Here is a 23,991-nt window from a genome sequence, read left to right as displayed (position 1 = left end):
CAAGCGGCCCGGGATCACGGGGAACACCATGCTCGACCAGGTCAACGTCAGGACGCGTTTTCTCATCCTCATCGGCTGCTTCGTGGCCGGCTTCGCCGTCTACGGCGCGTGGTCGTTCAAGGCCCTCAACGAGATCCAGGTCAACGGCCCGATCTACCAGCGCATCGTGCAGAGCAAGGATTTGATCGCCGACATCCTGCCGCCGCCCGAATACATCATCGAATCCTATCTGGTGTGCCTGCAGATGGCCAACCTCGGCCAGGCTGACGGCGCCCCGGCGGCGCGCGAGGCGCTGGCCCAGCGCCTGCGCGCGCTCAAGGCCGACTACGATACCCGCCACACCTACTGGCAAGGCCAGACACTGCCCGGGCAGATGGGACCGCTGATGCTGGAGCAGGCCCACGCGCCGGCGCTGGCCTTTTACGCCACCGCCTTCGACACCTTCGTCCCGGCGCTGGCCAGGGGCGACCAGGACGGCGCGGCGGCCGCGCTCAAGCGCCTGGCCGGCCTGTACGAGACGCACCGCAAGGTCATCGACCAGGTGGTCCAGCTGGCCACCGCCCAGTCCACCCTCGACGAGGCGGCCGCGCGCGAACGCATCGCCGCCGCGCAGTGGCAGTGCGCGCTCATCCTGGCCGCCGCGCTGGCCGCCAGCGTGGCCGCCGCCAACCTGATCATGCGCGGCTTGCGCCGCCAGCTCGGCGGCGAGCCGGCGCTGGCGGCCGGCATCGCCCGCCGCATCGCCGCCGGCGACCTGGCCGTCGACGTCCAGCTGGCCGCCGGCGACCAGGCCAGCCTGTTGCACGCGATGCGCGACATGCGCGACCAGCTCGGCAGCATCGTCACCCAGGTGCGCACCGGCACCGACGCGGTGGCCTCGGCATCCGGCCAGATCGCCGCCGGCAACGAGGACCTGTCGACCCGCACGGCGCAGCAAAGCAGCTCGCTCGAAGCCACCACCGAGGCCATCGGCGCGCTCAACGGCGCGGTCCAGCGCAACGCCGACAACGCCCGCCGCGCCAACGCGCTGGCGCTGTCGGCCTCGGACGTGGCGGCGCAGGGCGGCGCCGTCGTCACCCAGGTGGTCGACACGATGGGCGCGATCAACCGCGCCTCGCGGCGCATCGCCGACATCATCGGCGTGATCGACGGCATCGCCTTCCAGACCAACATCCTGGCCCTGAACGCGGCGGTGGAGGCGGCGCGCGCCGGCGAGCAGGGGCGCGGCTTCGCCGTGGTCGCCGGCGAGGTGCGCAACCTGGCCCAGCGCAGCGCGGCGGCCGCGCGCGAGATCAAGGGCTTGATCGAGGAATCGGTCGAGCAGGTCGACACCGGCGCCGCGCTGGTCGACCGGGCCGGCGCGACGATGACCGAGATCGTCGCCAGCGTGGCGCGGGTGACCGACATCATGGGCCAGATCGCCACCGCCAGCGGCGAGCAGACCGACGGCATCGCCCGCATCGGCGCGGCCGTCGGCGGCATGGACCAGGCCACGCAGCAAAACGCCGCGCTGGTCGAACAGGCCGGCGCGGCCGCCGCCCTGCTGCACGAGCAGGCCAGCCACCTGGCGCGCGTGGTTGGCGTATTCTCGCTTACCCCGTCGCTGGCGCCGCCCGGCAACGCCGGCGACAACTCCGGGGTCAGGTCCACTTTTTCTACACAAGCTCTGCACTAAAACACCGCCGGCGCCGCCTACGGCCGGGTCCGTGTAGAAATGGTGGACCTGACCCCGGAGCGGTTTTGCTGCGGCGCACACGCAAACGGGCAATTAACTGTACAGGCGGGGCGAAACTACTGTATAGTGTCGCCTGTGCGCTGCAGTGAGCGCGCCGCGATAACCAGCGGCGCCGATTGATCAGCCAGGTATTACTAGCAGCTACGCAAGCCTTAGCGCATCTTCCTGATGTCGCTTATGAAGCCCTCCCGCCTTTGGTGTCGCACCTGACACCGTCCCGGCGCAAAGCTTTTGTGCCGAAATTTCTTTCGATTTTGATTGAGTCATTTCGTTTTGGTAGGCGTTGCTATTTCGCGTTCGGCGTTTGCACGGGCGCAGGTTTTTTACGAAAGAACAGCATGACATTTGAAGCACTAGGTCTCAACACGTCCATCATCAAAGCCCTGACCGACGCCGGCTACACCGCGCCGACCCCGGTTCAGCAGCAGGCCATTCCTGCCGCCATCGCAGGCAAGGACTTGTTGGTTTCCTCGCAAACCGGTTCCGGCAAGACCGCCGCATTTATGCTGCCGTCGCTGCACCGTTTGTCCGAGATCGACCCGGCCGCCGCCGGCAAGACTCCCAATCAAGAAATGCAGGCCGCCCGCGCCCGTGGCGAGCGTCCCCGTTTCAAAGCCGCACAGCCAAAAATGCTGGTGTTGACCCCAACCCGCGAACTGGCCCTGCAAGTGACCTCCAATACCGACAAGTACAGTGTCAACCTGCGCCGTTTGAAGGCCGTGTCGATCCTGGGCGGTATGCCTTACCCGAAACAGATGCAATTGCTGGCCAAGAATCCCGAGATCCTGGTCGCCACCCCCGGCCGTCTGATCGACCACATGGAATCGGGCAAGATCGACTTCTCGCAGCTGGAAATCCTGGTGCTCGACGAAGCCGACCGCATGCTGGACATGGGTTTCATCGACGACATCGAAAAAATCGTCGACGCGACGCCGTCGACCCGTCAAACCATGCTGTTCTCGGCCACGCTCGACGGCGTCGTCGGCAACATGGCGCGCCGCATCACCAAGGATCCGCAAGTGATCCAGGTGCTCAGCGCCGCCAACAAGCATGAAAACATCACCCAGCGCGTGCACTTCGTCGACGACCTGTCGCACAAGAACCGCCTGCTGGACCACCTGCTGCGCGACGACTCGCTCGACCAGGCCGTGGTGTTTACCGCCACCAAGCGCGACGCCGACACCATCGCCGACCGTCTGAACATCGCCGGCTTCTCGGCCGCCGCGCTGCATGGCGACATGCACCAGGGCGCCCGCAACCGCACCCTGGACAGCCTGCGCCGCGGCCAGGTCAAGATCCTGATCGCCACCGACGTCGCCGCCCGCGGCATCGACGTGCCGACGATCACGCACGTGTTCAACTACGACCTGCCGAAGTTCCCTGAGGACTACGTCCACCGCATCGGCCGCACCGGCCGCGCCGGCCGCAACGGCCTGGCGATCTCGCTGGTGAACCACGCCGAAGGCATGAACGTCAAGCGCATCGAGCGTTTCACCAAGCAGCTGATCCCGGTCAACGTCATCGAAGGCTACGAGCCGAAGAAGACCGCCTCGGCGGCCCGTTCGACCTCGCGTCCAGGCGGCTGGAAGCCGGGCGACAACCGCACCGCGGCCAAGCCGGGCCAGCGCACGTTCAGCAAGCCGAGCGCTCCGCGCAAGGAAGGCAGCACCGGCGGCGGCTACAAGGGCAGCAACCCGCGCAGCACCGACGGCGCCCGCCGCAGCTACGGCGACCGTTAATCGTCCTCGTTAGCTTCGCGTAGCGACCAATAAAGGCGGCCACCAGAGCGATCTGGTGGCCGCTTTTGCGTCCGGGCGCCGGATGGCTGGCGCGGCGCATGGCTTTTCAGCTAACATGGCTGTTTGCAGCGGCGCGCTTGGCGCCGGTGACGCCAAACCAAGGATTCATTTTTGCTAGTTCGCCAGCTTACCAGCCGCCTCCGCACCCTCCGCAGCCTCCGCACCATGCGCGTGATCAGCGCCAGCGTCGTGATCCGCTTCGCCGCCGGCCTCTGCCTGGCCATCGCCGGCTTCCAGACCGTCGCGGCCGAGGGCGCGGCGGCGCTTCTCGCCCAGGCGCGCGAGGCGGTCGGCGGCAACGCCTGGCGGCAGGTCAAGACCCAGCATACGCAGTTCGTGCGCACCTACCTCGACCACGACGAGGCCGGCAGCAGCGACATCGACTTCACCAGCGGCCGCTATGCGCAGCGCATCCCCACGTCGGCGGTGGCGCGCCTGATGTCGCGCTCGGACGGCCAGAACTTCTGGCGCCAGCGCATGGGCAAGCTGGAAAAACAGGAAGGCGCGGCGCGCGATCCCGAGCTGCATCTGGGACGCCAGTCGTACGCCTGGTGGTTCGCGCGCGGCGGCAAGGCGCGCCGGCTGGAACTGAAGGCGCCGCGCCGCCACGCCGGCGTCGACTACGCGGTTGTGCGCGTCGAGCTCGCGTCGGGCATCGCCTTCGATTACTGGATCAACGACGAGACCCACCGCATCGAGCGCCGCCAGGAGGTGGTCGACGGCAAAACCTTCACCATCGACTACCGCGATTTCCGCCGTGTGGGGGCGGTCACCCTGCCCTTCGAGGAAAGCATCCGCGACGCCAAGGATGCGGCCGACGAGGAAACGCTGCGCGTGTCCACCATCGTGCTCAACCGCCCCGCCGCGCAAATGGACTTCTCCTTGCCGCAGCCGGCCGTCATGCAGGGCTTTTCGGCCCAGCGGCCGGCGGTGACGGTGCCGTTCGAGCCGTGCGAAGCGCACATTTGCGTGATGCTGACCTTGAATGGACAGGGTCCGTTCAAATTCATCCTCGACACCGGCGCCCGCAACGTCATCAGCGACAAACTGTACCGGCGCCTGCGCCTGCCCGCCCAAGGCGTGGCCGTGCTGTCGGGCCTCGGCCAGCAGACCGAGCGCGGTGTGCTGACCACGGTGCAGCAAATCGGCATGGCCGGCCTGACCGTGGACCGGCAGGCCTTCTTCACCAGTCCGACGCTCGACAACCTGCCGATCGACGGCACCATCGGCTACGAGTGGCTGTGGCTGACCCCGACGTTGATCGACTACGCCGCGCGCCAGCTGACCTTCCACGACCCGAACAGCTTTGTCTATCGGGGCGCGGCCGCCGCCACGCCGCTGTCGTTCCACGACAAGACGCCGCAGATCGAAGCCGTGCTCGACGGCCTGCCGGGCAAGTTCACCATCGACACCGGCAGTGATTTTTCGCTGACGATGAGCAAGCCGTTCGTCGAGCGCTACGGCTTGGTGGAAAAATACCGCGCGGGCGACACGGTGCAGACCGCGCAAGTCATCGGCGGCACCACCCAGGTGCTGAAGACGCGCGGCAAGCTGTTCGAGATGGGCGGCGTGCAAATCGTCGACCCGACCCTGGAACTGCCGACCCGGGGCGGCGGCACGCTGAACAGCCCCACCCTTGCCGGCAACATCAGCAACGGCATTTTGCGGCAGCTGAACATCCTGTTCGACTATCAGGGCGGCAAGGTGTATATCGAACCGAATAAGGCGGTGTCGGCCGAGTAGTTCGCAGCCCAGCAGGCAACAATTTGTATCGTTCACACAATATCCGCGACGGCGGGCCGTCTACACTACCATGCAGCCGCCATCCCCCACCACCGCCGACCAGGACCAAGCCATCACCGCGACGGTGTTGCGCGAGCGCTCCAAGCTGGGCAGCTTCATCCGCCGCCGGGTGGCCGACCAGACCGACGCCGAAGACATCCTGCAAGACGTCTTTTACGAATTCACCCAGGCCCACCGCCTGCCCGAGCCGATCGAGCAGGTCAGCGCCTGGCTGTACCGCGTCGCCCGCAACCGCATCATCGACCGCTTCCGCAAGAAGAAGGAGGTGCCGCTGGACGACATGGTCGACGAGGATGGCGAAGCCTACCGGCTCGACCTGCTGCTGCCGTCGGCCGACGCCGGCCCCGAACACGCCTACCACCGCGCCATGCTGCTGGAACAATTGCAGGCGGCGCTGGAAGAACTGCCGCCCAACCAACGCGACGTCTTCATCGCCCACGAGCTTGACGGGCTGAGCTTCAAGGAGATGGCGCTGCAAAGCGGCGTGTCCGTCAACACCCTGCTGGCGCGCAAACGCTACGCCGTGCTGCACCTGCGCGCGCGGCTGCAGGACCTGTACAACGAATGAAAGGAGAGTTGAAATGATCAAATACAAACTGCTGCTCATCCCCAAGATGCTGGTGATCCTGGCGCTGCTGGGCTGGATCGTCATGCTGCTGTGGAACTGGATCGTGCCCCATCTGTTCGCCGGCAGTACGCCGCTGGACTATTGGCGCGCGCTCGGACTGCTGGTACTGTGCCGTATCCTGGTCGGCGGCTTCGGCGGCCGCCACCATCACGACGGCGGCGCGCAACGCTGGCAGCGCTGGCAGGCGATGACGCCGGAGGAACGCGAACAGTTCCGTGCCGCCCATAAAGGCCGCTTCTGGGGCCCCGGCCGGGAGTGGACGAAAGAAAACATCAAGGAATAAACATGACGAAAACCAACGCCGCCGTCGCGGCGAATTTCACCCCGTACCAAAAAATCGTCGTCGCGATGCTGGCCTTCCTGCAGTTCGCGGTGATCCTCGACTTCATGCTGATGTCGCCGCTGGGCGCGGTCATCATGCCGGCCCTGAATATCGGGCCGATGGAGTTCGGCCTGGTGGTGTCGGCCTACGCCTTCAGCGCCGGCGCCTCCGGCCTGCTGACGGCCGGTTTCGCCGACCGCTACGACCGCAAGAAACTGCTGCTGTTCTTCTATACCGGCTTCATCCTCGGCACCGTCTGGTGCGGGCTGGCGCAAAGCTTCGAGAGCCTGCTGGCCGCGCGCGTGGTCACCGGCCTGTTCGGCGGCGTCATCGGCTCCATCGTGCTGGCCATCTCGACCGACCTGTTCCCGCCGCAGATGCGCGGCCGCGTCATGGGCCTGATCCAGACCGCCTTCGCCGCCAGCCAGGTGCTCGGGATCCCGATCGGCATTTATTTGTCGAACCAATGGAACTGGCACGTGCCCTTCCTCGCCATGGCCGCGTTCGGCCTGGCCGGCGGCCTGCTGGTCGCGTGGAAAATGCAGCCGGTCAACGCCCACCTCGACCAGCCGCAGCAGCACAGCCCGTGGGTCCACCTGTACCGCACGGTGACGGTGCCGCGCCACCTGCTGGCCTTTTCCATCACCGCCCTCTTGACCACCGGCGGCTTCATGCTGATGCCCTTCAGCAGCGCCTACATCGTCAACAACCTCGGCATCGACATGCACCACTTGCCCACGGTCTACCTGATCACCGGCGTGTGCACCATCTTCGCCGGCCCGCTGATCGGCCGGGCCGCCGACAAACGCGGCAAGTTCCCCGTGTTCGTGTTCGGCACCGCGCTGTCGATGCTGATGGTGGTGGTCTACACCCACCTGGGCACCATTCCCATGTGGGCGCTGGTGGCGGTCAACGCCCTGATGTTCGTCGGCATCTTCTCGCGCATGATCCCGTTCCAGGCGATGGCCGCCTCCGTGCCGCCGGCAACGCAACGGGGCTCGTTCAATGCCATCAGCGCCTCGCTGCAGCAACTGTCGGGCGGCATCGCCTCGGTCGTGGCCGGCCACATCGTGACCCAGGCGCCGAACGGCAAGCTGCAGCACTTCGACGTGGTCGGCTACGTGGTCGTGGCCACCTCGCTGGTGGCGCTGGGGCTGGTGTGGCAGTTGCAGCGTCAAATGTTGGCGCGTCCCTAATATTGACCAAACTCCAGCTCATTAAGAATATCCAACATAGTTGCCACAAGGCACTATTTTCACACTATAATGGCTGGAGTGATAATCATCTCAAAGGGAGCAATTGCATGAACGCCAGAAATATGGACGCGGCCTGTTTGCGGGCGCTGCGCCGCCGCGGACACTCCGACAACAGCATCAACGCGATGAGCCCCGAAGAGGCATTTTGCGAGTACTGCGCCTACCACGGCATCATGAACCTGGTGCCGGCGACGCTGCAGATGCTCGACAAGCTGCGCAGCGAACACCGCCCGCAATAAACAAAGGCCGCCGGGAGCACCCAGGCGGCCTTGCTGTTTTCAGAGCGGTGGAATTAACGATTAACGGTAAAACGCTTCGACCTTGCCTTTGAGCTTGATCAGCATCGGATTGCCCTTGCGGTCCAGGCTTTTGCCGGCCGGAACCTTGATCCAGCCTTCGCTGATGCAATATTCGTCGACGTCCAGACGCTCTTTGTCGTTGAAACGGATGCCGACGTCGTGTTCGAACACGGCGGCGACATGGTGCGGGCTGCGCGGATCGATCGACAGGCGATCGGGCAGCGGAGGGAGTTGAGTAGTATCGTTCATGGCGCCATTATATCAGCTGGTTTTGAAGATCAGCTGCGCCACGCGCTGCAATTTCGGATACACCACCGGCACCGTCAGCATGGTGCTGCCGATGGCCATCAACAGCAGCGCCGTGAAGGTGCCGTTGGTGATGATGCCCTTGTCGAGCAGGATGTTGACGAAGATGATCATGATCAAGGCCTTGGTCTGCAGCAGCCAGCCGATGATCGACGCCTCGCCCGGCCCCCACTTGAGGATTTTCCCGGCCAGATGGACCCCGGCCAGCTTGCCGCTGACCGACGCCGCCAGCAGCACCGCCGCCGCCACGAACACGGCCGAGCCGCCCACCTCCCAGTTGGTGCGCAGGCCGGTGCTGAGGAAGAACACCGGCATCACGGCCATCAGCACGTTGGCGCGCAGGAAGTCCATTTTCTCCTGGTTGAACCAGTCCGTATCCATGACCGCGCCGGCCAGGAAGGCGCCGACCATGTAGTGCAGGCCGGCCCAGTCGGCCGCGAAGGCGCACACGGCCAGCCAGATGAACGCGATGTACCAGCGGTCGCGCTCCTCGAGCCGCACCATCATCGCCCGGAACAGCTTGGTCGTGAGCGCGAACACCAGCAGGAAGCCGGCCTGGCGCCCCACCCGGTCCCAGTCGAGCAGGATCACGGCCAGCACGCCCCAGATGGCGATGTCGTCCAGGCTGGCGTAGCGCAGGATGCGCTGGCCGATCGGCTGACGCAGGATTTCCAGCTTTTCCATCAGCAGGATCAGGATCGGCAACGCGGTGACGGCGCACGCCATGCCCACGCCGAGCACGAACTGCCAGTCCTGCGCCTTCGGTCCGACCCAGCCGGCGTAGCCGAGCATGCCGAGCGCGGCCACGCAGCCGAACACCAGCGGCATGCCCAGCGCCAGGCCGGCCGTGATGGTGCTCTCGCGCCGGTGCTCCCAGGCTTTTCGCAAATCGAGCTCGATGCCGGCGATCATCACGAAGATCATCACCGCCCACCAGGCGATGCCGTTGAGCGACTGCACCACCTGCGGATTGAAGACGAAACTGTAGTATTCCGGATAGGCGCGGCCCATGATGCCCGGGCCGAGCAAGATGCCGGTGATGATCTGCACCACCACCAGCGGCGCGTAGTAGTCGGTGCGGCCGAAGCGCCAGATCAGATACGGCACGCTAAAGATAATTAACATCGCGATCAAAAAGATCTCGGTGGTCCCCATATGCATAAATGTCCCCTGCTTATTGTAGTTTGAGTAAAAGCCATGCTGCCGTGCCCAGCCATAACTTTAGGCAATATTGTATGGCCAAAGCGGCGATGGAAGCGCTGCCAAGTTAATCTTTTCATCATCCGGGCGCCGCGTGCCCGTGTAGTCCGGAACAACTCCGTGGGCAACGTGTCGTAAACGCCACAACGGCGCTTGCTTTCCATCGGCAGACGTATATACTTGCGTAATCAACTATCGATCAAGCATAAATCAACAATTAAAGGATGTATTATGGACAATCCCGATAACGACCTGCCCGCCCCGGCCGCCGTCAGCCCCAGCCTGGAGTTCGCGCTGCGCCTGGCGCGCGCCCAAGCCACCCTGGTGCGCCGCCTTGACCAGGTGCTGGGCGGCTACCACGGCATCAGCTTCGGCGACTTCATGCTGCTGCACTACCTGAACCGCGCGCCCGGCGGCCGCCTGCGCCGGGTCGACCTGGCCGAACGCCAGGGACTGACCGCGTCCGGCGTCACCCGCACCCTGCTGCCGCTGGAAAAAATCGGCCTGGTCGAACGCCAGCAAGACCCGCGCGACGCCCGCGTCGCCTACGCCGCCATCACCGCCACCGGCCGCGAACTGCTCAACAACGCCGTCGTCGTCGCCGAACAGATCAGCAAAGACTTGCTGCGCAACTGCCCGCGCGAACAATTCGACGCCCTTAGCGAGGCGCTCGGCCTGATCGCCGGCATGAACGCCTCCAACTCTTAAGAGCTCACGATGTCCGAACCGATCCCGCCGCGTGCCGCGCTGATGCGCGACCCCAACTTCCAATGGCTGCTGCGCGGCGGCGTGATCTCCATGCTGGGCGACCAGTTGACGATGATCGCGCTGCCCTGGCTGGTGTTCAGGCTGACCGGCGACACCGTGGCGCTGGGCCTCGTCATCGCGCTGATGAGCATTCCGCGCGCGGTCTTCATCCTCGTCGGCGGCGCGCTGGTCGACCGCCACTCGCCCAAGCGCGTGCTCATGCTCAGCAAGTACGCCAACGCCGCGCTGCTCGCCGTCCTCACCTTGCTGGTGCTCGACCACCAGCCCGCGCACACCTTGGACGTGGGCGCAGCGGTCTCGCTCACCGTCGTCATGACGCCGCATCTGACCTTGATGGTCATCTACGCACTGGCCTTCGGCATCGGCCTGGCGCAGGCGTTCGGCATCCCGTCGGGCACTTCGATCATGCCGCTGGCGATCGCGCCGGAGCAGCTGCAGGCGGCCAACGGCATGCTGATGGGATTGCGCCAGCTGTCGATGCTGATCGGTCCCCTGATCGCGGCGGGCCTGCTGGCGATTGGCGCGGACCAAGGCCAGGGCCACGTCCAAGGCCACGGCGCCGGCCCGATGGTGGCCGACGCGCGCGGCCTGGCGCTGGCGTTCGGCCTCGATTGCCTCAGCTTCCTGGTATCGGCATGGACCTTGTCGAAAGTGCGCCTGCTGGACGCGCCGCCATCGGAGCAGGCGCCGGCCTCGGTGCTGCGCGCCGTCGGCGCCGGCCTGGCGATGGTGTGGCGCGACGTCCCGCTGCGCACCTGCTTCATCTACTGGGGCGCCATCTCGCTGTTCATCGGCGGCACCATGCAGGTGGCGCTGCCGGTGCTGTCGGCCGCGCTGCACGGCGCCGCCACTCTTGGCCTGCTCATGGGCGTGCACGGCGCCGGCACCCTGCTCGGCATGGGCGCGGCGGCCATGGGCGGCGCGCGCCTGCGCTTCGCCACCTTCGGCACCCTGATCCTGCTGATCGACGGCGCCGTCGGCCTGCTCGTGATGCCGCTCGGCGCGGTCGACGCGGTATGGCAGGCGGCGCTGCTGATGCTGGCCATCGGCGTGCTGGCCGGCTTCATGCAGATCAACGTCTTCACGTGGATCCAGCGCCGCGTGCCGGGGCATATGATGGGCCGCGCCATGAGCATCTTCATGTTCATTTTCATGGGCCTCGCGCCGCTGTCGGCCGGCGCCACCGGCTGGCTGCTGACGATGATCCCGCTGTCGCAATTGTTCGCCGGCGGTGGCATGATACTGGTGCTGTGCGCGGCGCTGGCGTATGTGTGCACGCCGATGCGCCGCATCACGTCGACTCCGCAGTAAGCAATAAGGGATACCCCGAATGGAAACCAAATGGCTGGAAGACTTCATCTCCCTGGTCGAGACCAATAACTTCAGCCGCTCGGCGGCGCTGCGCCACGTCACGCAGCCGGCCTTCTCGCGCCGCATCCAGTCGCTGGAGAACTGGCTCGGCACCGACCTGGTCGACCGCACCTCCTACCCCACCCGCCTGACGCCGGCCGGCACCGTGTTCTACGAGCAGGCGCTCGAGATGCTCGCGCAGATCAACGGCGCGCGCGACATGCTGCGCTCCAAGCGCGCCGCCGCGCAGACCAGCATCGACCTGGCCGTGCCGCACACCTTGTCGCTGACGTTCGTGCCCAAATGGCTCACGGCGCTGGGCCGCGACTTCGCGCCGATCAGCAGCCGCCTGATGGCGCTCAACGTGCACAACGCCGTGCTGCAGCTGGTCGAAGGCGGCTGCGACCTGCTGCTGTGCTACCACCATCCGCGTCAGCCGGTGCAGCTCGACCCGGGCCGCTACGACATGCTGGTGCTGGGCCGCGAATCGCTGCGCCCCTACGCGCGCTGCGACAAGAACAAGGTGCCCGCCTTCACCTTGCCGGGCACGAAAAAAGCCCCGCTGCCGTTTTTATCGTACACCAACAACGCCTACCTTGGCCGCATGGTGGAGCTGATCCTGGGCGACGCCAAGACCCCGCTCCACCTGGTGCCGCACTACGAAACCGATATGGCCGAAGGCCTCAAGATGATGGCGCTCGAAGGCAGCGGCATCGCCTTCCTGCCCGAATCGGCCGTCACGCGCGAGCTCAAACAAAAGCTGCTCGCGCGCGCCGACAACGACAGCGCGGAGTGGGAAATCGAAATGGAAATCCGCCTGTATCGCGAGCGGCCCTCGCCGCAGCGGCGCGGCAAGGCCATCGTCGAACGGCTATGGGATTTCCTCGAACGGCAGCACAACGACAGCGGCCGCAAACACCGCATCGCCGTCTCGGAGCGTTGAGGTTTTGATTATTTTTTAATAACTATGCATGAAACGCATAGTCGAATGCGCATACAGCATTGGCCCGTTCGAACGGCTCCGCCCTATGATTCGTCGCACTGATCGCCGCCAAAAGCAGCGCTCATCAAAACAAAATCCAACGGAGCCCGAGCATGACCACCGCACACCAACAGCACGCACTGCCTTCCTACCTCAACCCGGAAGATCTGGGTCCATGGGGCGTCTACCTGCAGCAGATCGACCGCGTCACGCCCCACCTGGGCAGCCTGTCGCGCTGGGTCGAAACGCTCAAGCGCCCGAAGCGCATCCTCACCGTCGACGTGCCGATCGAGCGCGATGACGGCTCGATCGCCCACTACGAAGGCTACCGCGTGCAGCACAACATGTCGCGCGGTCCGGGCAAGGGCGGCGTGCGCTTCCACCAGGACGTGACCTTGTCGGAAGTGATGGCCCTGTCGGCGTGGATGACGGTCAAAAACGCGGCGGTCAACGTGCCGTACGGCGGCGCCAAAGGCGGCATCCGGGTCGACCCGAAGACCCTCTCGCGCGGCGAGCTGCAACGCCTGACGCGCCGCTACACCAGCGAAATCAGCCTGATCATCGGACCGAACAAGGACATCCCGGCGCCCGACGTCAACACCAACGAACAGGTGATGGCATGGATGATGGACTCCTACGCCATGATCGAAGGTAACCTGTCGACCGGCGTCGTCACCGGCAAACCGATCTCGCTGGGCGGCTCGCTGGGCCGGCGCGAAGCGACGGGCCGCGGCGTGTTCGTGGTCGGCCGGGAAGCGGCCATCAAGCGCGGCGTCGCCATCGAAGGCGCCCGCGTCGCCATCCAGGGCTTCGGCAACGTCGGTGGCGTGGCGGCCACCATGTTCGCCGACGCCGGCGCCAAGGTCGTCGCCGTGCAGGATCACACCGGCACCGTGGTGCACCTGGGCGGCCTCGATATCGCCCGCCTGCACCACCACGTGGCCGAATGCGGCAGCGTCACCGGTTTCGCCGGCGCCGAGGCCTTCCTCGACCGCGACGCCTTCTGGGACATCGAAACCGAGATCCTGATCCCGGCCGCGCTGGAACAGCAGATCACGGCCGACAACGCGCAGCGCATCCGCACCAAAATCATCCTGGAAGGCGCCAACGGCCCGACCACGCCGGAAGCGGACGACATCCTGACCGACAAGGACGTGCTGATCGTGCCGGACGTGCTGGCGAACGCCGGCGGCGTAACTGTGTCATACTTTGAATGGGTGCAGGATTTTTCCAGCTTCTTCTGGAGCGAGGACGAAATCAATGCCCGCCTGACGCGCATCATGCAGGAGGCGTTCAACGCCGTGTGGTCCGTGTCACAAGAGAAGAAGGTTACGCTGCGCACCGCCACCTTCATTTTGGCGTGCACGCGCGTGCTGCAAGCCCGCGAGGTCCGCGGCCTGTACCCATGATGTAACGAATCCCAGCAATTTGCGCCTGCACCGGCCTTGGCCCGTGCGGGCGTTTTTCGCATATAGAGCGTCACCAAAAATAAGGACAACATGAGCACCATCGAACAGAAAGCACTGGCCTACCACCGCGCCGGCAAGGCCGGCAAGATCGCCATCGAAGTAACCAAGAGCGTCGGCACCCAGGAAGACCTGGCGCTGGCGTATTCGCCCGGCGTCGCCGCCCCCTGCGTGGAAATCCAGCGCGAGCCGGCCAAGGCCTACGAGTACACCGCAAAGGGCAACCTGGTGGGCGTCATCACCAACGGCACCGCGGTGCTCGGCCTGGGCAACATCGGCGCGCTCGCCGGCAAGCCGGTGATGGAAGGTAAAGTGGTTCTGTTCAAAAAATTCGCCGGCATCGACGCCTTCGACATCGAGATCGACGAGACCGACCCGGACAAGCTGGTCGAGATCATCGCCGCGCTGCACCCGACCTTCGGCGGCATCAACCTCGAAGACATCAAGGCGCCGGAATGCTTCTACATCGAGCGCAAGCTGCGCGAGCGCCTGTCGATTCCGGTTTTCCATGACGACCAGCACGGCACCGCCATCGTCGTCGGCGCCGGGATGCTCAACGCGATCGAAATGACGGGCCGCGACATCGCCACCGTGAAAATCGTCTGCTCCGGCGCCGGCGCGGCGGCCATCGCCTGTCTTGACCTGCTGGTCGACCTGGGCGCGCAAAAGCACAACATCTTCGTCTGCGACAGCAAGGGCGTGCTGACCACCGTGCGCGCGCTGGACGGCGAAAAAGCGGCGTGGGCGCAGGACACCACCGCCACCAGACTGTCGGACGTGATGGAAGGCGCCGACGTCTTCCTGGGCGTCTCCGGCCCGGGCGTGCTATCGCAAGCCGACATCACGCGCATGAATGCGCACCCGATCGTCTTCACGCTGGCCAATCCGGAGCCGGAACTGCGTCCGGAACTGGTGCGCGAAGTGGCGCCCGACGCCATCATCGCCACCGGCCGCTCGGACTATCCGAACCAGATCAACAACGCGCTGTGCTTCCCGTATCTGTTCCGCGCGGCGCTCGACTGCGGCGCCTCGACGATCAACCAGGAGATGAAGCGCGCCTGCGTGGTGGCGCTGGCCGACATGGCGCGCGCCGACGCGCGCTTCGGCAAGGACTACGTGGTACCTGGCTTGCTGGACCCACGCCTGCTGCGCGGCGTCACGCCGAAGATCGCCACCGCCGCCTACCGCAGCGGCGTGGCGCGTAAAGAGCTGATCGAGATCGACTACGCCAACGACCTGGCCGACCTGGCCGAATCACTGATCTAAGCGACTATCGAAGTACCTGAACCCGCACCCCGGACGCTGGGGTCGTACCCTGTTGGGTACGACGGGGACGCCGAGTCCCCGCCTGGCTTTGCGGGTTTCCCTGTCACCGGCGAATCACCTCGCCGCCCTTCATCACGAACGACACCTTGGTCAACTCCGCCGCATTCTCGGCCGGATCGCCCTTGACCGCGATGATGTCGGCGAATTTACCGGCGCTGATCGACCCCACACGATCCTTCCACCCCAACAAATCCGCCGCGTTGATCGTCGCCGCCTGAATCGCCTGCATCGACGTCATGCCGTACTTGATCATGTACGCGAACTGTTTGGCGTTGTCGCCATGCGGATAAACGCCCGAATCGCTACCAAACGCCATCTTCGCGCCGCCGGTAAACGCCTTGCGGAAGTTATCGCGCTGCAGCTGACCGATCACCTTCTCCTTGGCGATCGACTCCGGCAGCATGCCGGCCTTCTCGCCCTCCTGCAAAATGAAGTCGTCGTTATAGATATCCATCACCAGATACGTGCCCTTCTCCCGCGCCAGCTTGATGCCCTCGTCGTCGATCAAACTCGCATGCTCGACCGAATCTACACCCGCCAGTATCGCATCGCGGATGCTGCTGGCGCCGTGCGCGTGCGCGGCCACCTTGCGGCCAAGCTTGTGCGCCTCGCCGACGATGGCCTGCATCTCTTCCAGCGTGTACTGCTGCGCGCCCGGCTCGTCGCCCTTGGACAGCACGCCGCCCGAGGCGCAGATCTTGATCACGTCGGCGCCATACTTGGCCATCTCGCGCACCTTGGCGCGCGCTTCCCACGGTCCGTCGGCCACGCCGCGCCCGGTGATCTTCATATCCGGCGGCAGCAAATTCTCGTCGCAATGGCCGCCCTGGATGCCGATCGCATAACCGGCGGTGCGCATGCGAGGTCCGATGAAATCGCCCTCCTCGATCGCGTCGCGCAGCGCTACGTCGCCGAAGCCGCCCGCGCCCACATTGCGCACGCTGGTAAAGCCCGCCTCCAAGGTCTTGCGCGCCGAGCGCACGCCGTACAACGCCGCGCGCGTGTCGGACACGCCCAGCGCGTTGTAGCCGCCCAGGTAGGCGTTGGCGGTCAAATGGGTATGCATGTCGATCAAGCCCGGCAGCACCGTCTGCGACGACAGGTCGATCACCTGCGCGCCACTCGGCACCTTGGCCGAGGCGCTCGGCCCGACCGAGGTGATACGCTCGCCGGTGATGACGATGGTCTGGTCCTTGAGCACCGTGCCGGCCACCACGTCCACCAGTTTGCCGGCCCGGATGACGACGACCTTGGCTTCCGCCTTGGCGTCGGCGGCAAAAGACGATACCGCCGCGCCGAGGGCGCCCAGTACGCTGCCGGTGATCAGGAGATGCTTGAACTTCATGGCGTGCGCCCTTTTCAAAAAAAGAGAAAAGGATAGCAGAGCAACCTTGCAACCGCGTAGTTACTTTTGCCAGGCGCAGGTGCGCAGGCCGACGAACATATCGTCGCGCTCGGGCATGTAGAAGTTGCGGTACTTGGGGGAGACCATCCTCGGCTGCGTCGCGAACGAGGCGCCGCGCAGCGCCTGGTGGGTCGAGAACCAAGGCTGCGAATATTCGCGGTAGCGGTCCGGCGCGAAGTCCGGATACGGCTCGAACGGCGTCGAGGTCCACTCCCACAGCTGCCCCCAACGGAACGCCGGGTGCCCCGACAACGCGGCATACTCCCACTCCGCCTCGGTGGGCAGGCGCCGCCCGGTCCATGCGCAGTAGGCCTGCGCTTCGTACAGGTTTAGATGGCGCACCGGCTCCGCGCCGCCCAACGTGGTCAGCTCGCCGAAGCGCATCGTGCGCCATACGCCGCCGTCGCGCTGCCAATGGCGCGGCGCCGAGCGCTCCTGGCGCATCAGCCATTCCGCACCGGCGTTGCTCCAGAACTGGCGGTTGTCGTAACCGCCGTCGGCGACGAAATCGGCATACTGGGTGTTGGTCACCAGACTGCTGTCGATGGTGAACGGCGCCACCCGCACGGCATGCGCGGCGCGCTCGTTGTCGAACACGAAGCCGCCGCCCGCGCTGCCCATCTCGATGGTCCCGCCGGGGAAGCCGATCTCGGACGGCGCGAACAGCGCCGGTGCAGGCGCGGCGGCCTTCGCCGGCGCCGGCAATCCGAGCGTTTGCAAGGTGTAGAGCAGCGCCTCGCCATGCATATCCTCGTGCGCCAGCGCCAGCCGGTAGGGATACAGCGCCTCGTCGGTGTTGGGCTCGCGCGACAGTTTGTCGAGCACCCGGTCCAGCACCTCGTGGCAGTAGGTCTTCAGCGCGCCGGTGGCAGGAAGGTCGAGCGTCCAGCGGCTGCGGTGCGGCACCAGCGCCGAATCGAACCAGTCGTCGCCCCGGCTCAGCAGGCAGTTGCCGTTGCCGTCAGCCGGGTGGCTCGATGTCGCCTCGCGCAAAATGAACCATTCGGCGAACCAGGCGATGTGGCCCAGCTCCCACAGCGGCGGATTGAGGATGCGCAGTTGGGGCACGCGGGACGGCACGTCCATGCCGGCGGCGGCGAAGCAATCGAACAGCAGCAGCGTATAATCCCGCGCATGCCGCAGCGACTGCGCCAATTGCTGCGGACTGGCGTTCCGGAACGAGGTTGGGCTGGAATTCATGGGGCGATTGTAACGACTTTTAAGCAAAACACCAGTGACACGACAGCATATCTGGATCGTCAGCCCGGCGTCGGCCCGCGCCAACAACGGCAACTGGCAAAGCGCCAGCCGCTGGGCGCGTTTCCTGCGCACGCGCTACCGGGTCACAATCAGCCTGCACTGGCCCGACGCCGAGGCGCCCTCGCCCGATGGCGAACCACCCGACCTGTTGATCGCCCTACACGCGCGCCGTTCGGCGGCGTCGCTGGACGCGTGGACCCAAGCGTGGCCGGCCCGCCCCTCCATCCTGCTGTTGACCGGCACCGACCTGTATCGCGACATCGACAGCGACGCCAGCGCGCGGCGCTCGCTGGAGCAGGCCGGCGCGCTGGTGCTGCTGCAAGCGGCAGGCCTGCAAGTGCTGCCCGCGCCATTGCACGCCAAGGCCCACGTCATCTACCAGTCGGCCGCCACGCTGCGGCCGGCGCCTGCGGCAACCAGGCGGCATGCGGACATCTGCATGATCGGCCACTTGCGCGCCGAAAAAGACCCGGACACCTTCATGCGCGCCGCCGCGCTGGTGACGTCGCCGGCCGCGCGCCTGATTCACATCGGCGGCGCGCTGGAGCCGGCGCTGGCCACCGCCGCCCAGGTCACCGCAAACAAGGAGCCGCGCTATCACTGGCTCGGCGCCATGCCGCACGGCGCCACGCGCCAGCGCCTCAAGCGCAGCCACGCGATGGCGCTGACGTCGCACATGGAGGGCGGCGCCAACGTCATCATCGAGGCGGTGAGCGCCGGCGTGCCGGTGCTGGCGAGCGACATCAATGGCAATCGCGGGATGCTGGGCGACGATTACGCCGGCTACTTCCCGCCCGGCGATGCCGCCGCGCTGGCGCGCCTGATCGACCGCTCCATCGAAGATCCGACCTTTCACGCACTGCTGCGCGCCCAGTGCGACGCCCGCGCACCGCTGTTCGCGCCGGCCGCCGAACGGGCGGCGTTACTGGAGTTAGTGGATAATCTGCTTATCAACAAATGCGCACCGAACAAGTCCAACCAAGGAATGAACAAATGAGCAACGACGCTATCAAACTGACCTCCTTCTCCCACGGCGGCGGCTGCGGCTGCAAAATCGCGCCGGGCGTGCTGTCCGAGATCCTGAAAAATTCGACCGGCTTCCCGGTGCCGAAGGAACTGATGGTCGGCATCGAGACTGCCGACGACGCCGCCGTCTACAAGCTCAATGACGAACAGGCGCTGATCGCCACCACCGACTTCTTCATGCCCATCGTCGACGACCCGTTCGACTTCGGCCGCATCGCCGCCACCAACGCCATCTCCGACGTCTACGCCATGGGCGGCACGCCGATCATGGCCCTGGCCCTGGTGGGTATGCCGATCAACAAACTGCCGATCGAAACCATCGGCCAGATCATCAAGGGCGGCGAATCGATCTGCGCCGAAGCGGGCATCCCGATCGCCGGCGGCCACACCATCGACTCGGTCGAGCCGATCTACGGCCTGGTGGTGCTGGGCCTCGTGCACCCGTCCAAAGTCAAACGCAACGCCGACGCCAAGGCCGGCGACGTGCTGGTGCTGGGCAAACCGCTGGGCGTGGGCGTGCTGTCGGCCGCGCTGAAAAAGGACAAGCTGGACGCCGACGGCTACAAGGCCATGATCGCCAACACCACCAAGCTGAATAAGCCCGGCAAGGCGCTGTCCGAGATGGCCGGCGTGCACGCGCTGACCGACGTCACCGGTTTCGGCCTGCTGGGCCACCTGCTGGAATTGGCGCGCGGCGCCAAGCTGGAAGCGCATCTGGAGATGGCCAAGATCCCGCTGCTGCCTGGTGTCGAGCAGTTGGCGCACGACGGCTACTTCACCGGCGCCTCGGGCCGCAACTGGGAAGCGTACGGCAAGGATGTGGAGCTGGGCGCCGGCGTATCGCAGGCGCAGCACATGCTGCTGACCGACCCGCAGACCTCGGGCGGGCTGCTGGTTTCGTGCGATGAAGGCAGCGTCGAAGAGGTACTGGCACTGTTCCGCCGCGAAGGCTTCGGCGAAGCGGCCGTCATCGGCCGCATGGCCGAAGGCGCGGCGCGCGTGCGCGTCGAGTAACCACGCCTGAAACCGGCCGGGGCGCCCGCCTTGGCCGCGTGTTTCACCATCCCGATCCCGCTCCAGAAGTCATTGTCGATATTTTCGAACATAGACCCGTAATTTTTCCGCTTTTACTTTTCCCCGTCGTCGCGGATACTTCATTCCAGCAGCGAGCAACGCGAAATAAAAGCCGCGAAAAACGCAAACCACTCTATCGAAATTATTCAACATAACTTAGGAGCTTACCATGCCAACCGCCATCGCCAAACCAGGCAACACCCTGCTGAACCCAACCAACCACACGCTGATCATGATCGATCACCAGTCGCAGATGTCGTTCGCCACCAAGTCGATCGACCCGGTCCAGCTGCGCAACAACGTCGCGCTGGTCGCCAAGGCGGCCAAAGGCTTCGCCGTTCCGACCATCCTGACCACGGTCGCCGAAAAGTCGTTCTCCGGTCCGATCTTCGACGAAATCAAATCGGTCTTCCCGGACGAAGTGGCGATCGACCGCACCACCATGAACACTTGGGAAGATCCACGCATCGCCGACCGCGTCAACGCCATCGGCAAGGACAAGATCGTGCTGGCCGGCCTGTGGACGTCAGTGTGCATCGTCGGCCCGGCCCTCTCGGCGCTCGACCAGGGCTTCGAAGTCTACGTCATCACCGACGCCAGCGGCGACGTCTCCGACGAAGCGCACGAACGCGCCGTCGAACGCATGGTGCAATTGGGCGCCCGCCCAATGACCTCGCTGCAGTATCTGCTCGAACTGCAGCGCGACTGGGCGCGCGGCGAGACCTACAACGAAACCGTGGCCACCTCGATCGCGCACGGCGGCTATGGCCTGGGCCTGATCTACGCTAAAACCATGTTCAAAGCCGGCGAAGGCCACTAATCGGCTGCGGGTCGGGCGCATCGCCCGACCCGCATGCCGCTTCCGTTGTTTTTTTGATAGCCCGGCGCGGGTTTATTGACGTTGCTCAACAATTCCAGCGCTTTTATTCTTGTAAAAAATGAAATAACTGTATAGTGAATTTCCACCTCATCCACCGTGGAGACATCATGAACAGTCGTAGCACCCGCCTATCCTGTGCAACCGTCATCACGCTGGCCGCCCTGGCCGGCGGCTGCGCCACGGCGCCCGAAATGAGCGACCCGTCGGTGGCGGAGATTCCGTTACAGGGCGATCCCACCCAGCACAAAAGCATCTTCGTCTTCCTCGATGGCACACGCAACGACCACGGTTCCGGCACCCATGTCCGCAAGGCGTTCGAGGCGATCCAGCGCGGCAAGCAGGCACAAACCACCGGCATCTACGTCGAGGGGGTAGGCACGACCGAGACGCCGGTGCTCGGCTCCCTGCTGGGATTCGGCATGGAGCCGCGCATCCTGCGCGGCTACGAGTTCATCGCGCGCAACTACCGCGCCGGCGACGACCTGTTCATCATCGGCTATAGTCGCGGCGCCCATCAGGCCAGGGCGCTGGCGGGCCTGCTCTCCTACGCGGGCGTGCCGGCAGGCCTGCCCGATGGCGGCGGACTACGCACCGGCAACCACATCCTGGAACTGGTCAAGGACAAAAACGACGCCGACTATGCGCAACAATGGCTGGCATGGCAACCCGGCCAGGCGCCGCTGCTGGCGCAAGACATCGACCGCAAACTGGGCCTCGCCATGCGCCCGGTCGAAATCGCCTTCCTGGGTGTGTGGGACACCGTTCCCGGTTCGTCCTTCAAGGAGTTCGACGCCTGCAAGGAGCGTGCGGACCGCAAAAACGGCGACCGTTATAAATCCGACTCCTATCCGCCGATCCACCGGCTGGCGCACGCCGTGTCGCTGGACGAAAAACGCACCCGCTTCCAGCCGATCCTGCTGTGCCCGGCCCTCGCCCCGGCCCACACCGACGTGCGGGAGGTGTGGTTCCCCGGCGCGCATGCCGACATAGGCGGTGGCTATGACGATGCGCCCGAACTGGCCGGAGCGCCGTTCAATTGGATGATGGCGCAGCTGGCGCAAAGCTACAAAGGCGTCGCGGCGCTGGCGGCCGCGCCGGCGTCTCCGCTCGGACGCGCCCACTGGTCCATCTTGGACCAACCCGCCAATTTGTTCAGCCGCTGCGAGGACCGCTCGCCGCCGGCCGGGGCCCTGCTCGACGCCAGCGTCGCGCTGCGCAGGCAGGCCGAGAGCGCGCCGTTGCGCGTCAAGGGGCAAGTGCGCATGCTCAAGTACCCGGTCGCCTGCGCCGACCTGCCCGATTAACGGGGAACGCGGCCTACACCTGCATCGGCGCCAGGTGCGGCCGCGTGATACTGGCGATCCAGTTGAACACCACCTCCGCGCGCGGTGCGATGTGGCGCCGCTGCGGCACCATCAACGACACCTGCATCGGCGGCGCGCGAAATTCCGGCAACACTTCGACCAACTCGCCGCTGTCGATCAGGCGGCGGTTGGTCGCCAGCGCCACCTGCATGATCCCCAGTCCGTTCAGGCAGCCCGCCTGCATGAACGTCGAGCTGTTGACCGACAGCGCCGCGCGCATCGGCACCTCGCGCACCGCACCATCCGCCACGTAGCGAAAGGCCGCACCGTCGCTGCGCAGACTGGCGGAGTAATGGACGATGCGATGGCCCGCGAGGTCGGCCAGCGTGCGCGGCATGCCGTGCCGCCGCAGATACGCCGGACTGGCGACGTTACACATCGCCATCGCGCCCAACGGCCGCGCCACCATATCCGAATCGGGCAGCGGCCCGATCCTGACCAGCGCGTCGAAGCCTTCGCGCACCATGTCGATGCGGCGGTCGTTGACGCTGATGCCCAGGTCGAGCAGCGGATGCTCGGCCAGCAGCGACTGCAGGTGCGGCATCACAAGCTCCTGCGCGAACATGCCGGGCATGTCGATGCGCACCTTGCCGCGCAGCGCGCCGGCGGCGGGCCGGAACATCCCCTGCAACTGGTCGGCCTCGGTCAGCAGCTCCCGGCAACGGGCCAGGAAGGCCTCGCCGTCGGGCGTGAGCCGCACGCTGCGCGTGGTCCGCTGCAGCAGGCGTCCGCCCACCTCCGCCTCAAGCGCCTGCACCAAGGTCGAGACCCGGCCCTTGGCCAGGCCCAGCTCCTCGGCCGCCCGGGTGAAGCTCGCCAGTTCGGCGACGCGACAAAATACCCTCAACTCACCCAGATCCATGCGATTGTTCTTTTTGACGAAACAGTTCATTCATTTTATAACGATTTATCTTCGATAAACAGAACGGTAAAGTGGGGGACCTCTTTCATCCATCCGGAGCATCCATGAACACGATCACCCAAGCAAACCGCATCGCCCTCGTCACCGGCGCCAGCCGCGGCATCGGCCGCAGCCACGCGCTGAAACTGGCCGCGCGCGGCGTCGATGTGATCATCACTTATCTGAACGGCGAAGAACAGGCCACCGCCGTGGTCAAGGAGGTCGAGGCGCTGGGCCGCCGCGCGGTCGCTTTGCGCCTCGACGTCGGCGCCGCCGGCACGTTCGCTGCTTTCGCCGACAGCGTGCGCGCGGCGCTGAAAACCACCTGGGGGCGCGAGCGCTTGGACTACCTGGTCAACAACGCCGGCGGCGGCATCCACGCCTCCCTGGCCGAGACCACGGAGGAACAATTCGACCTGATGATCAACACCCACCTGAAAGGCACCTTCTTCCTGACCCAGAAGCTGCTGCCGTTGATTGCGGACGGAGGCCGCATCATCAACACCTCGTCGGGGCTGGCCCGTTTCACCTTCGGCGGTTACGCCGCCTACGCGTCGGCCAAAGGCGGGATCGATGTGCTGACGCGCTACATGGCGCTGGAACTGGGCCCGCGCGGCATCAGCGTCAACGTCGTCGCCCCGGGGCCGACCACGACCGACTTCGGCGGGGGCCAGGTGCGCGACGATGCCGCCATGAATGCGCAGCTGGCCAGCATGACGGCGCTGGGCCGCAACGCGAGCGCCGACGACATCGCCGGCGTGGTGGCGACACTGCTGACGGGGGACGCCGGCTGGATCACCGGCCAGCGCATCGAAGCCTCGGGCGGCCTGCTGCTCTGATC

Annotated in this window: 22 protein-coding genes; 17 read left to right on the top strand and 5 right to left on the bottom strand. The window is 65.6% G+C overall.

All coding sequences use genetic code 11. The features are described 5' to 3' along the window. The first annotated feature begins 28 nt into the window (after positions 1-28). The 7 genes from AC0IYS_RS11210 (at position 29) to AC0IYS_RS11180 (ending at position 7,782) form a co-directional block, all read left to right on the top strand. Positions 29-1,675, top strand: a complete 1,647-nt coding sequence (locus AC0IYS_RS11210; protein ID WP_471705211.1) for a methyl-accepting chemotaxis protein — start codon at positions 29-31, stop codon at positions 1,673-1,675. A gap of 398 nt (positions 1,676-2,073) precedes the next feature. Beyond that, positions 2,074-3,474 carry a DEAD/DEAH box helicase gene (locus AC0IYS_RS11205; RefSeq protein ID WP_471705210.1) on the top strand — a complete coding sequence of 467 codons (1,401 nt, stop codon included), beginning with the start codon at positions 2,074-2,076 and terminating at the stop codon, positions 3,472-3,474. Positions 3,475-3,699: 225 nt separating this feature from the next. Continuing rightward, complete coding sequence (locus AC0IYS_RS11200) at positions 3,700-5,277, top strand: retropepsin-like aspartic protease (RefSeq protein ID WP_471705209.1); 1,578 nt, start codon at positions 3,700-3,702, stop codon at positions 5,275-5,277. Positions 5,278-5,347: 70 nt separating this feature from the next. After that, positions 5,348-5,905 carry an RNA polymerase sigma factor gene (locus AC0IYS_RS11195; protein ID WP_471705208.1) on the top strand — a complete coding sequence of 186 codons (558 nt, stop codon included), beginning with the start codon at positions 5,348-5,350 and terminating at the stop codon, positions 5,903-5,905. Between the two features lie 13 nt (positions 5,906-5,918). Continuing rightward, complete coding sequence (locus AC0IYS_RS11190; RefSeq protein WP_471705207.1) at positions 5,919-6,248, top strand: hypothetical protein; 330 nt, start codon at positions 5,919-5,921, stop codon at positions 6,246-6,248. A gap of 2 nt (positions 6,249-6,250) precedes the next feature. After that, the gene (locus AC0IYS_RS11185; protein ID WP_471705206.1) at positions 6,251-7,483 is read left to right on the top strand and encodes an MFS transporter; all 1,233 of its coding nucleotides are present in this window, start codon (positions 6,251-6,253) and stop codon (positions 7,481-7,483) included. Between the two features lie 107 nt (positions 7,484-7,590). After that, a complete protein-coding gene (locus AC0IYS_RS11180) occupies positions 7,591-7,782 on the top strand; it encodes a hypothetical protein (RefSeq protein WP_143068017.1) in 192 nt (63 codons plus the stop codon). A 60-nt stretch (positions 7,783-7,842) separates the two neighbouring features. Here the strand turns inward: AC0IYS_RS11180 and AC0IYS_RS11175 are convergent, their stop codons facing one another. Further along, entirely contained in the window at positions 7,843-8,091 is a 249-nt protein-coding gene (locus tag AC0IYS_RS11175) for a DUF3297 family protein (protein ID WP_090320741.1), read from the bottom strand. 12 nt (positions 8,092-8,103) lie between these two features. Further along, complete coding sequence (locus AC0IYS_RS11170) at positions 8,104-9,309, bottom strand: cation:proton antiporter (RefSeq protein ID WP_471705205.1); 1,206 nt, start codon at positions 9,307-9,309, stop codon at positions 8,104-8,106. A 270-nt stretch (positions 9,310-9,579) separates the two neighbouring features. Between AC0IYS_RS11170 and AC0IYS_RS11165 the strand changes: the two genes are divergently transcribed. The 5 genes from AC0IYS_RS11165 (at position 9,580) to AC0IYS_RS11145 (ending at position 15,180) form a co-directional block, all read left to right on the top strand. Continuing rightward, the gene (locus tag AC0IYS_RS11165) at positions 9,580-10,056 is read left to right on the top strand and encodes a MarR family winged helix-turn-helix transcriptional regulator (RefSeq protein ID WP_471705204.1); all 477 of its coding nucleotides are present in this window, start codon (positions 9,580-9,582) and stop codon (positions 10,054-10,056) included. A gap of 9 nt (positions 10,057-10,065) precedes the next feature. Continuing rightward, positions 10,066-11,427: an MFS transporter gene (locus AC0IYS_RS11160; protein WP_471705203.1), complete on the top strand. Its 1,362-nt coding sequence runs from the start codon at positions 10,066-10,068 to the stop codon at positions 11,425-11,427. A gap of 19 nt (positions 11,428-11,446) precedes the next feature. Then, the gene (locus AC0IYS_RS11155) at positions 11,447-12,409 is read left to right on the top strand and encodes a LysR family transcriptional regulator (protein ID WP_471705202.1); all 963 of its coding nucleotides are present in this window, start codon (positions 11,447-11,449) and stop codon (positions 12,407-12,409) included. Between the two features lie 152 nt (positions 12,410-12,561). Then, positions 12,562-13,857 carry a Glu/Leu/Phe/Val family dehydrogenase gene (locus AC0IYS_RS11150; protein WP_471705201.1) on the top strand — a complete coding sequence of 432 codons (1,296 nt, stop codon included), beginning with the start codon at positions 12,562-12,564 and terminating at the stop codon, positions 13,855-13,857. 90 nt (positions 13,858-13,947) lie between these two features. Beyond that, positions 13,948-15,180, top strand: a complete 1,233-nt coding sequence (locus tag AC0IYS_RS11145; RefSeq protein WP_471705200.1) for a malic enzyme-like NAD(P)-binding protein — start codon at positions 13,948-13,950, stop codon at positions 15,178-15,180. Between the two features lie 103 nt (positions 15,181-15,283). On the opposite strand, the gene AC0IYS_RS11140 is transcribed toward AC0IYS_RS11145, so the two are convergent. After that, a complete protein-coding gene (locus AC0IYS_RS11140) occupies positions 15,284-16,585 on the bottom strand; it encodes a Xaa-Pro dipeptidase (RefSeq protein ID WP_471705199.1) in 1,302 nt (433 codons plus the stop codon). A gap of 60 nt (positions 16,586-16,645) precedes the next feature. Then, positions 16,646-17,845: a selenoneine synthase SenA gene (gene senA / locus AC0IYS_RS11135; RefSeq protein WP_471705198.1), complete on the bottom strand. Its 1,200-nt coding sequence runs from the start codon at positions 17,843-17,845 to the stop codon at positions 16,646-16,648. 34 nt (positions 17,846-17,879) lie between these two features. Between senA and senB the strand changes: the two genes are divergently transcribed. The 4 genes from senB to AC0IYS_RS11115 all read left to right on the top strand — a co-directional run bounded on the left by senB (position 17,880) and on the right by AC0IYS_RS11115 (position 22,189). After that, a complete protein-coding gene (gene senB, locus AC0IYS_RS11130) occupies positions 17,880-18,902 on the top strand; it encodes a selenoneine biosynthesis selenosugar synthase SenB (protein WP_471705197.1) in 1,023 nt (340 codons plus the stop codon). After that, the gene (selD, locus tag AC0IYS_RS11125; RefSeq protein WP_471705196.1) at positions 18,899-19,945 is read left to right on the top strand and encodes a selenide, water dikinase SelD; all 1,047 of its coding nucleotides are present in this window, start codon (positions 18,899-18,901) and stop codon (positions 19,943-19,945) included. Before senB ends, selD begins: the two co-directional genes overlap by 4 nt. Before the next feature lie 229 nt (positions 19,946-20,174). Further along, entirely contained in the window at positions 20,175-20,825 is a 651-nt protein-coding gene (locus AC0IYS_RS11120; protein WP_471705195.1) for a hydrolase, read from the top strand. Between the two features lie 167 nt (positions 20,826-20,992). Beyond that, positions 20,993-22,189, top strand: a complete 1,197-nt coding sequence (locus tag AC0IYS_RS11115) for a phospholipase effector Tle1 domain-containing protein (protein WP_471705194.1) — start codon at positions 20,993-20,995, stop codon at positions 22,187-22,189. A gap of 13 nt (positions 22,190-22,202) precedes the next feature. Here AC0IYS_RS11115 and AC0IYS_RS11110 read toward each other — a convergent pair whose 3' ends face one another. Continuing rightward, complete coding sequence (locus tag AC0IYS_RS11110; protein ID WP_471705193.1) at positions 22,203-23,096, bottom strand: LysR family transcriptional regulator; 894 nt, start codon at positions 23,094-23,096, stop codon at positions 22,203-22,205. Between the two features lie 119 nt (positions 23,097-23,215). Between AC0IYS_RS11110 and AC0IYS_RS11105 the strand changes: the two genes are divergently transcribed. Next, positions 23,216-23,989, top strand: coding sequence for an SDR family NAD(P)-dependent oxidoreductase (locus AC0IYS_RS11105; RefSeq protein ID WP_471705192.1), 774 nt, complete (start codon positions 23,216-23,218; stop codon positions 23,987-23,989). Positions 23,990-23,991 lie beyond the last annotated feature (2 nt).

The sequence above is a fragment of the Duganella sp. AC237 genome, assembly GCF_979254035.1.
This window is presented reverse-complemented; position numbering and strand designations above follow the sequence as displayed.

Coding starts and splice junctions, on each gene's coding strand:
- AC0IYS_RS11210 (WP_471705211.1), top strand. CDS start 29: ATGCTCGACCAGGTCAACGTCAGGACGCGTTTTCTCATCCTCATCGGC.
- AC0IYS_RS11205 (WP_471705210.1), top strand. CDS start 2,074: ATGACATTTGAAGCACTAGGTCTCAACACGTCCATCATCAAAGCCCTG.
- AC0IYS_RS11200 (WP_471705209.1), top strand. CDS start 3,700: ATGCGCGTGATCAGCGCCAGCGTCGTGATCCGCTTCGCCGCCGGCCTC.
- AC0IYS_RS11195 (WP_471705208.1), top strand. CDS start 5,348: ATGCAGCCGCCATCCCCCACCACCGCCGACCAGGACCAAGCCATCACC.
- AC0IYS_RS11190 (WP_471705207.1), top strand. CDS start 5,919: ATGATCAAATACAAACTGCTGCTCATCCCCAAGATGCTGGTGATCCTG.
- AC0IYS_RS11185 (WP_471705206.1), top strand. CDS start 6,251: ATGACGAAAACCAACGCCGCCGTCGCGGCGAATTTCACCCCGTACCAA.
- AC0IYS_RS11180 (WP_143068017.1), top strand. CDS start 7,591: ATGAACGCCAGAAATATGGACGCGGCCTGTTTGCGGGCGCTGCGCCGC.
- AC0IYS_RS11175 (WP_090320741.1), bottom strand. CDS start 8,091: ATGAACGATACTACTCAACTCCCTCCGCTGCCCGATCGCCTGTCGATC.
- AC0IYS_RS11170 (WP_471705205.1), bottom strand. CDS start 9,309: ATGCATATGGGGACCACCGAGATCTTTTTGATCGCGATGTTAATTATC.
- AC0IYS_RS11165 (WP_471705204.1), top strand. CDS start 9,580: ATGGACAATCCCGATAACGACCTGCCCGCCCCGGCCGCCGTCAGCCCC.
- AC0IYS_RS11160 (WP_471705203.1), top strand. CDS start 10,066: ATGTCCGAACCGATCCCGCCGCGTGCCGCGCTGATGCGCGACCCCAAC.
- AC0IYS_RS11155 (WP_471705202.1), top strand. CDS start 11,447: ATGGAAACCAAATGGCTGGAAGACTTCATCTCCCTGGTCGAGACCAAT.
- AC0IYS_RS11150 (WP_471705201.1), top strand. CDS start 12,562: ATGACCACCGCACACCAACAGCACGCACTGCCTTCCTACCTCAACCCG.
- AC0IYS_RS11145 (WP_471705200.1), top strand. CDS start 13,948: ATGAGCACCATCGAACAGAAAGCACTGGCCTACCACCGCGCCGGCAAG.
- AC0IYS_RS11140 (WP_471705199.1), bottom strand. CDS start 16,585: ATGAAGTTCAAGCATCTCCTGATCACCGGCAGCGTACTGGGCGCCCTC.
- senA (WP_471705198.1), bottom strand. CDS start 17,845: ATGAATTCCAGCCCAACCTCGTTCCGGAACGCCAGTCCGCAGCAATTG.
- selD (WP_471705196.1), top strand. CDS start 18,899: ATGAGCAACGACGCTATCAAACTGACCTCCTTCTCCCACGGCGGCGGC.
- AC0IYS_RS11120 (WP_471705195.1), top strand. CDS start 20,175: ATGCCAACCGCCATCGCCAAACCAGGCAACACCCTGCTGAACCCAACC.
- AC0IYS_RS11115 (WP_471705194.1), top strand. CDS start 20,993: ATGAACAGTCGTAGCACCCGCCTATCCTGTGCAACCGTCATCACGCTG.
- AC0IYS_RS11105 (WP_471705192.1), top strand. CDS start 23,216: ATGAACACGATCACCCAAGCAAACCGCATCGCCCTCGTCACCGGCGCC.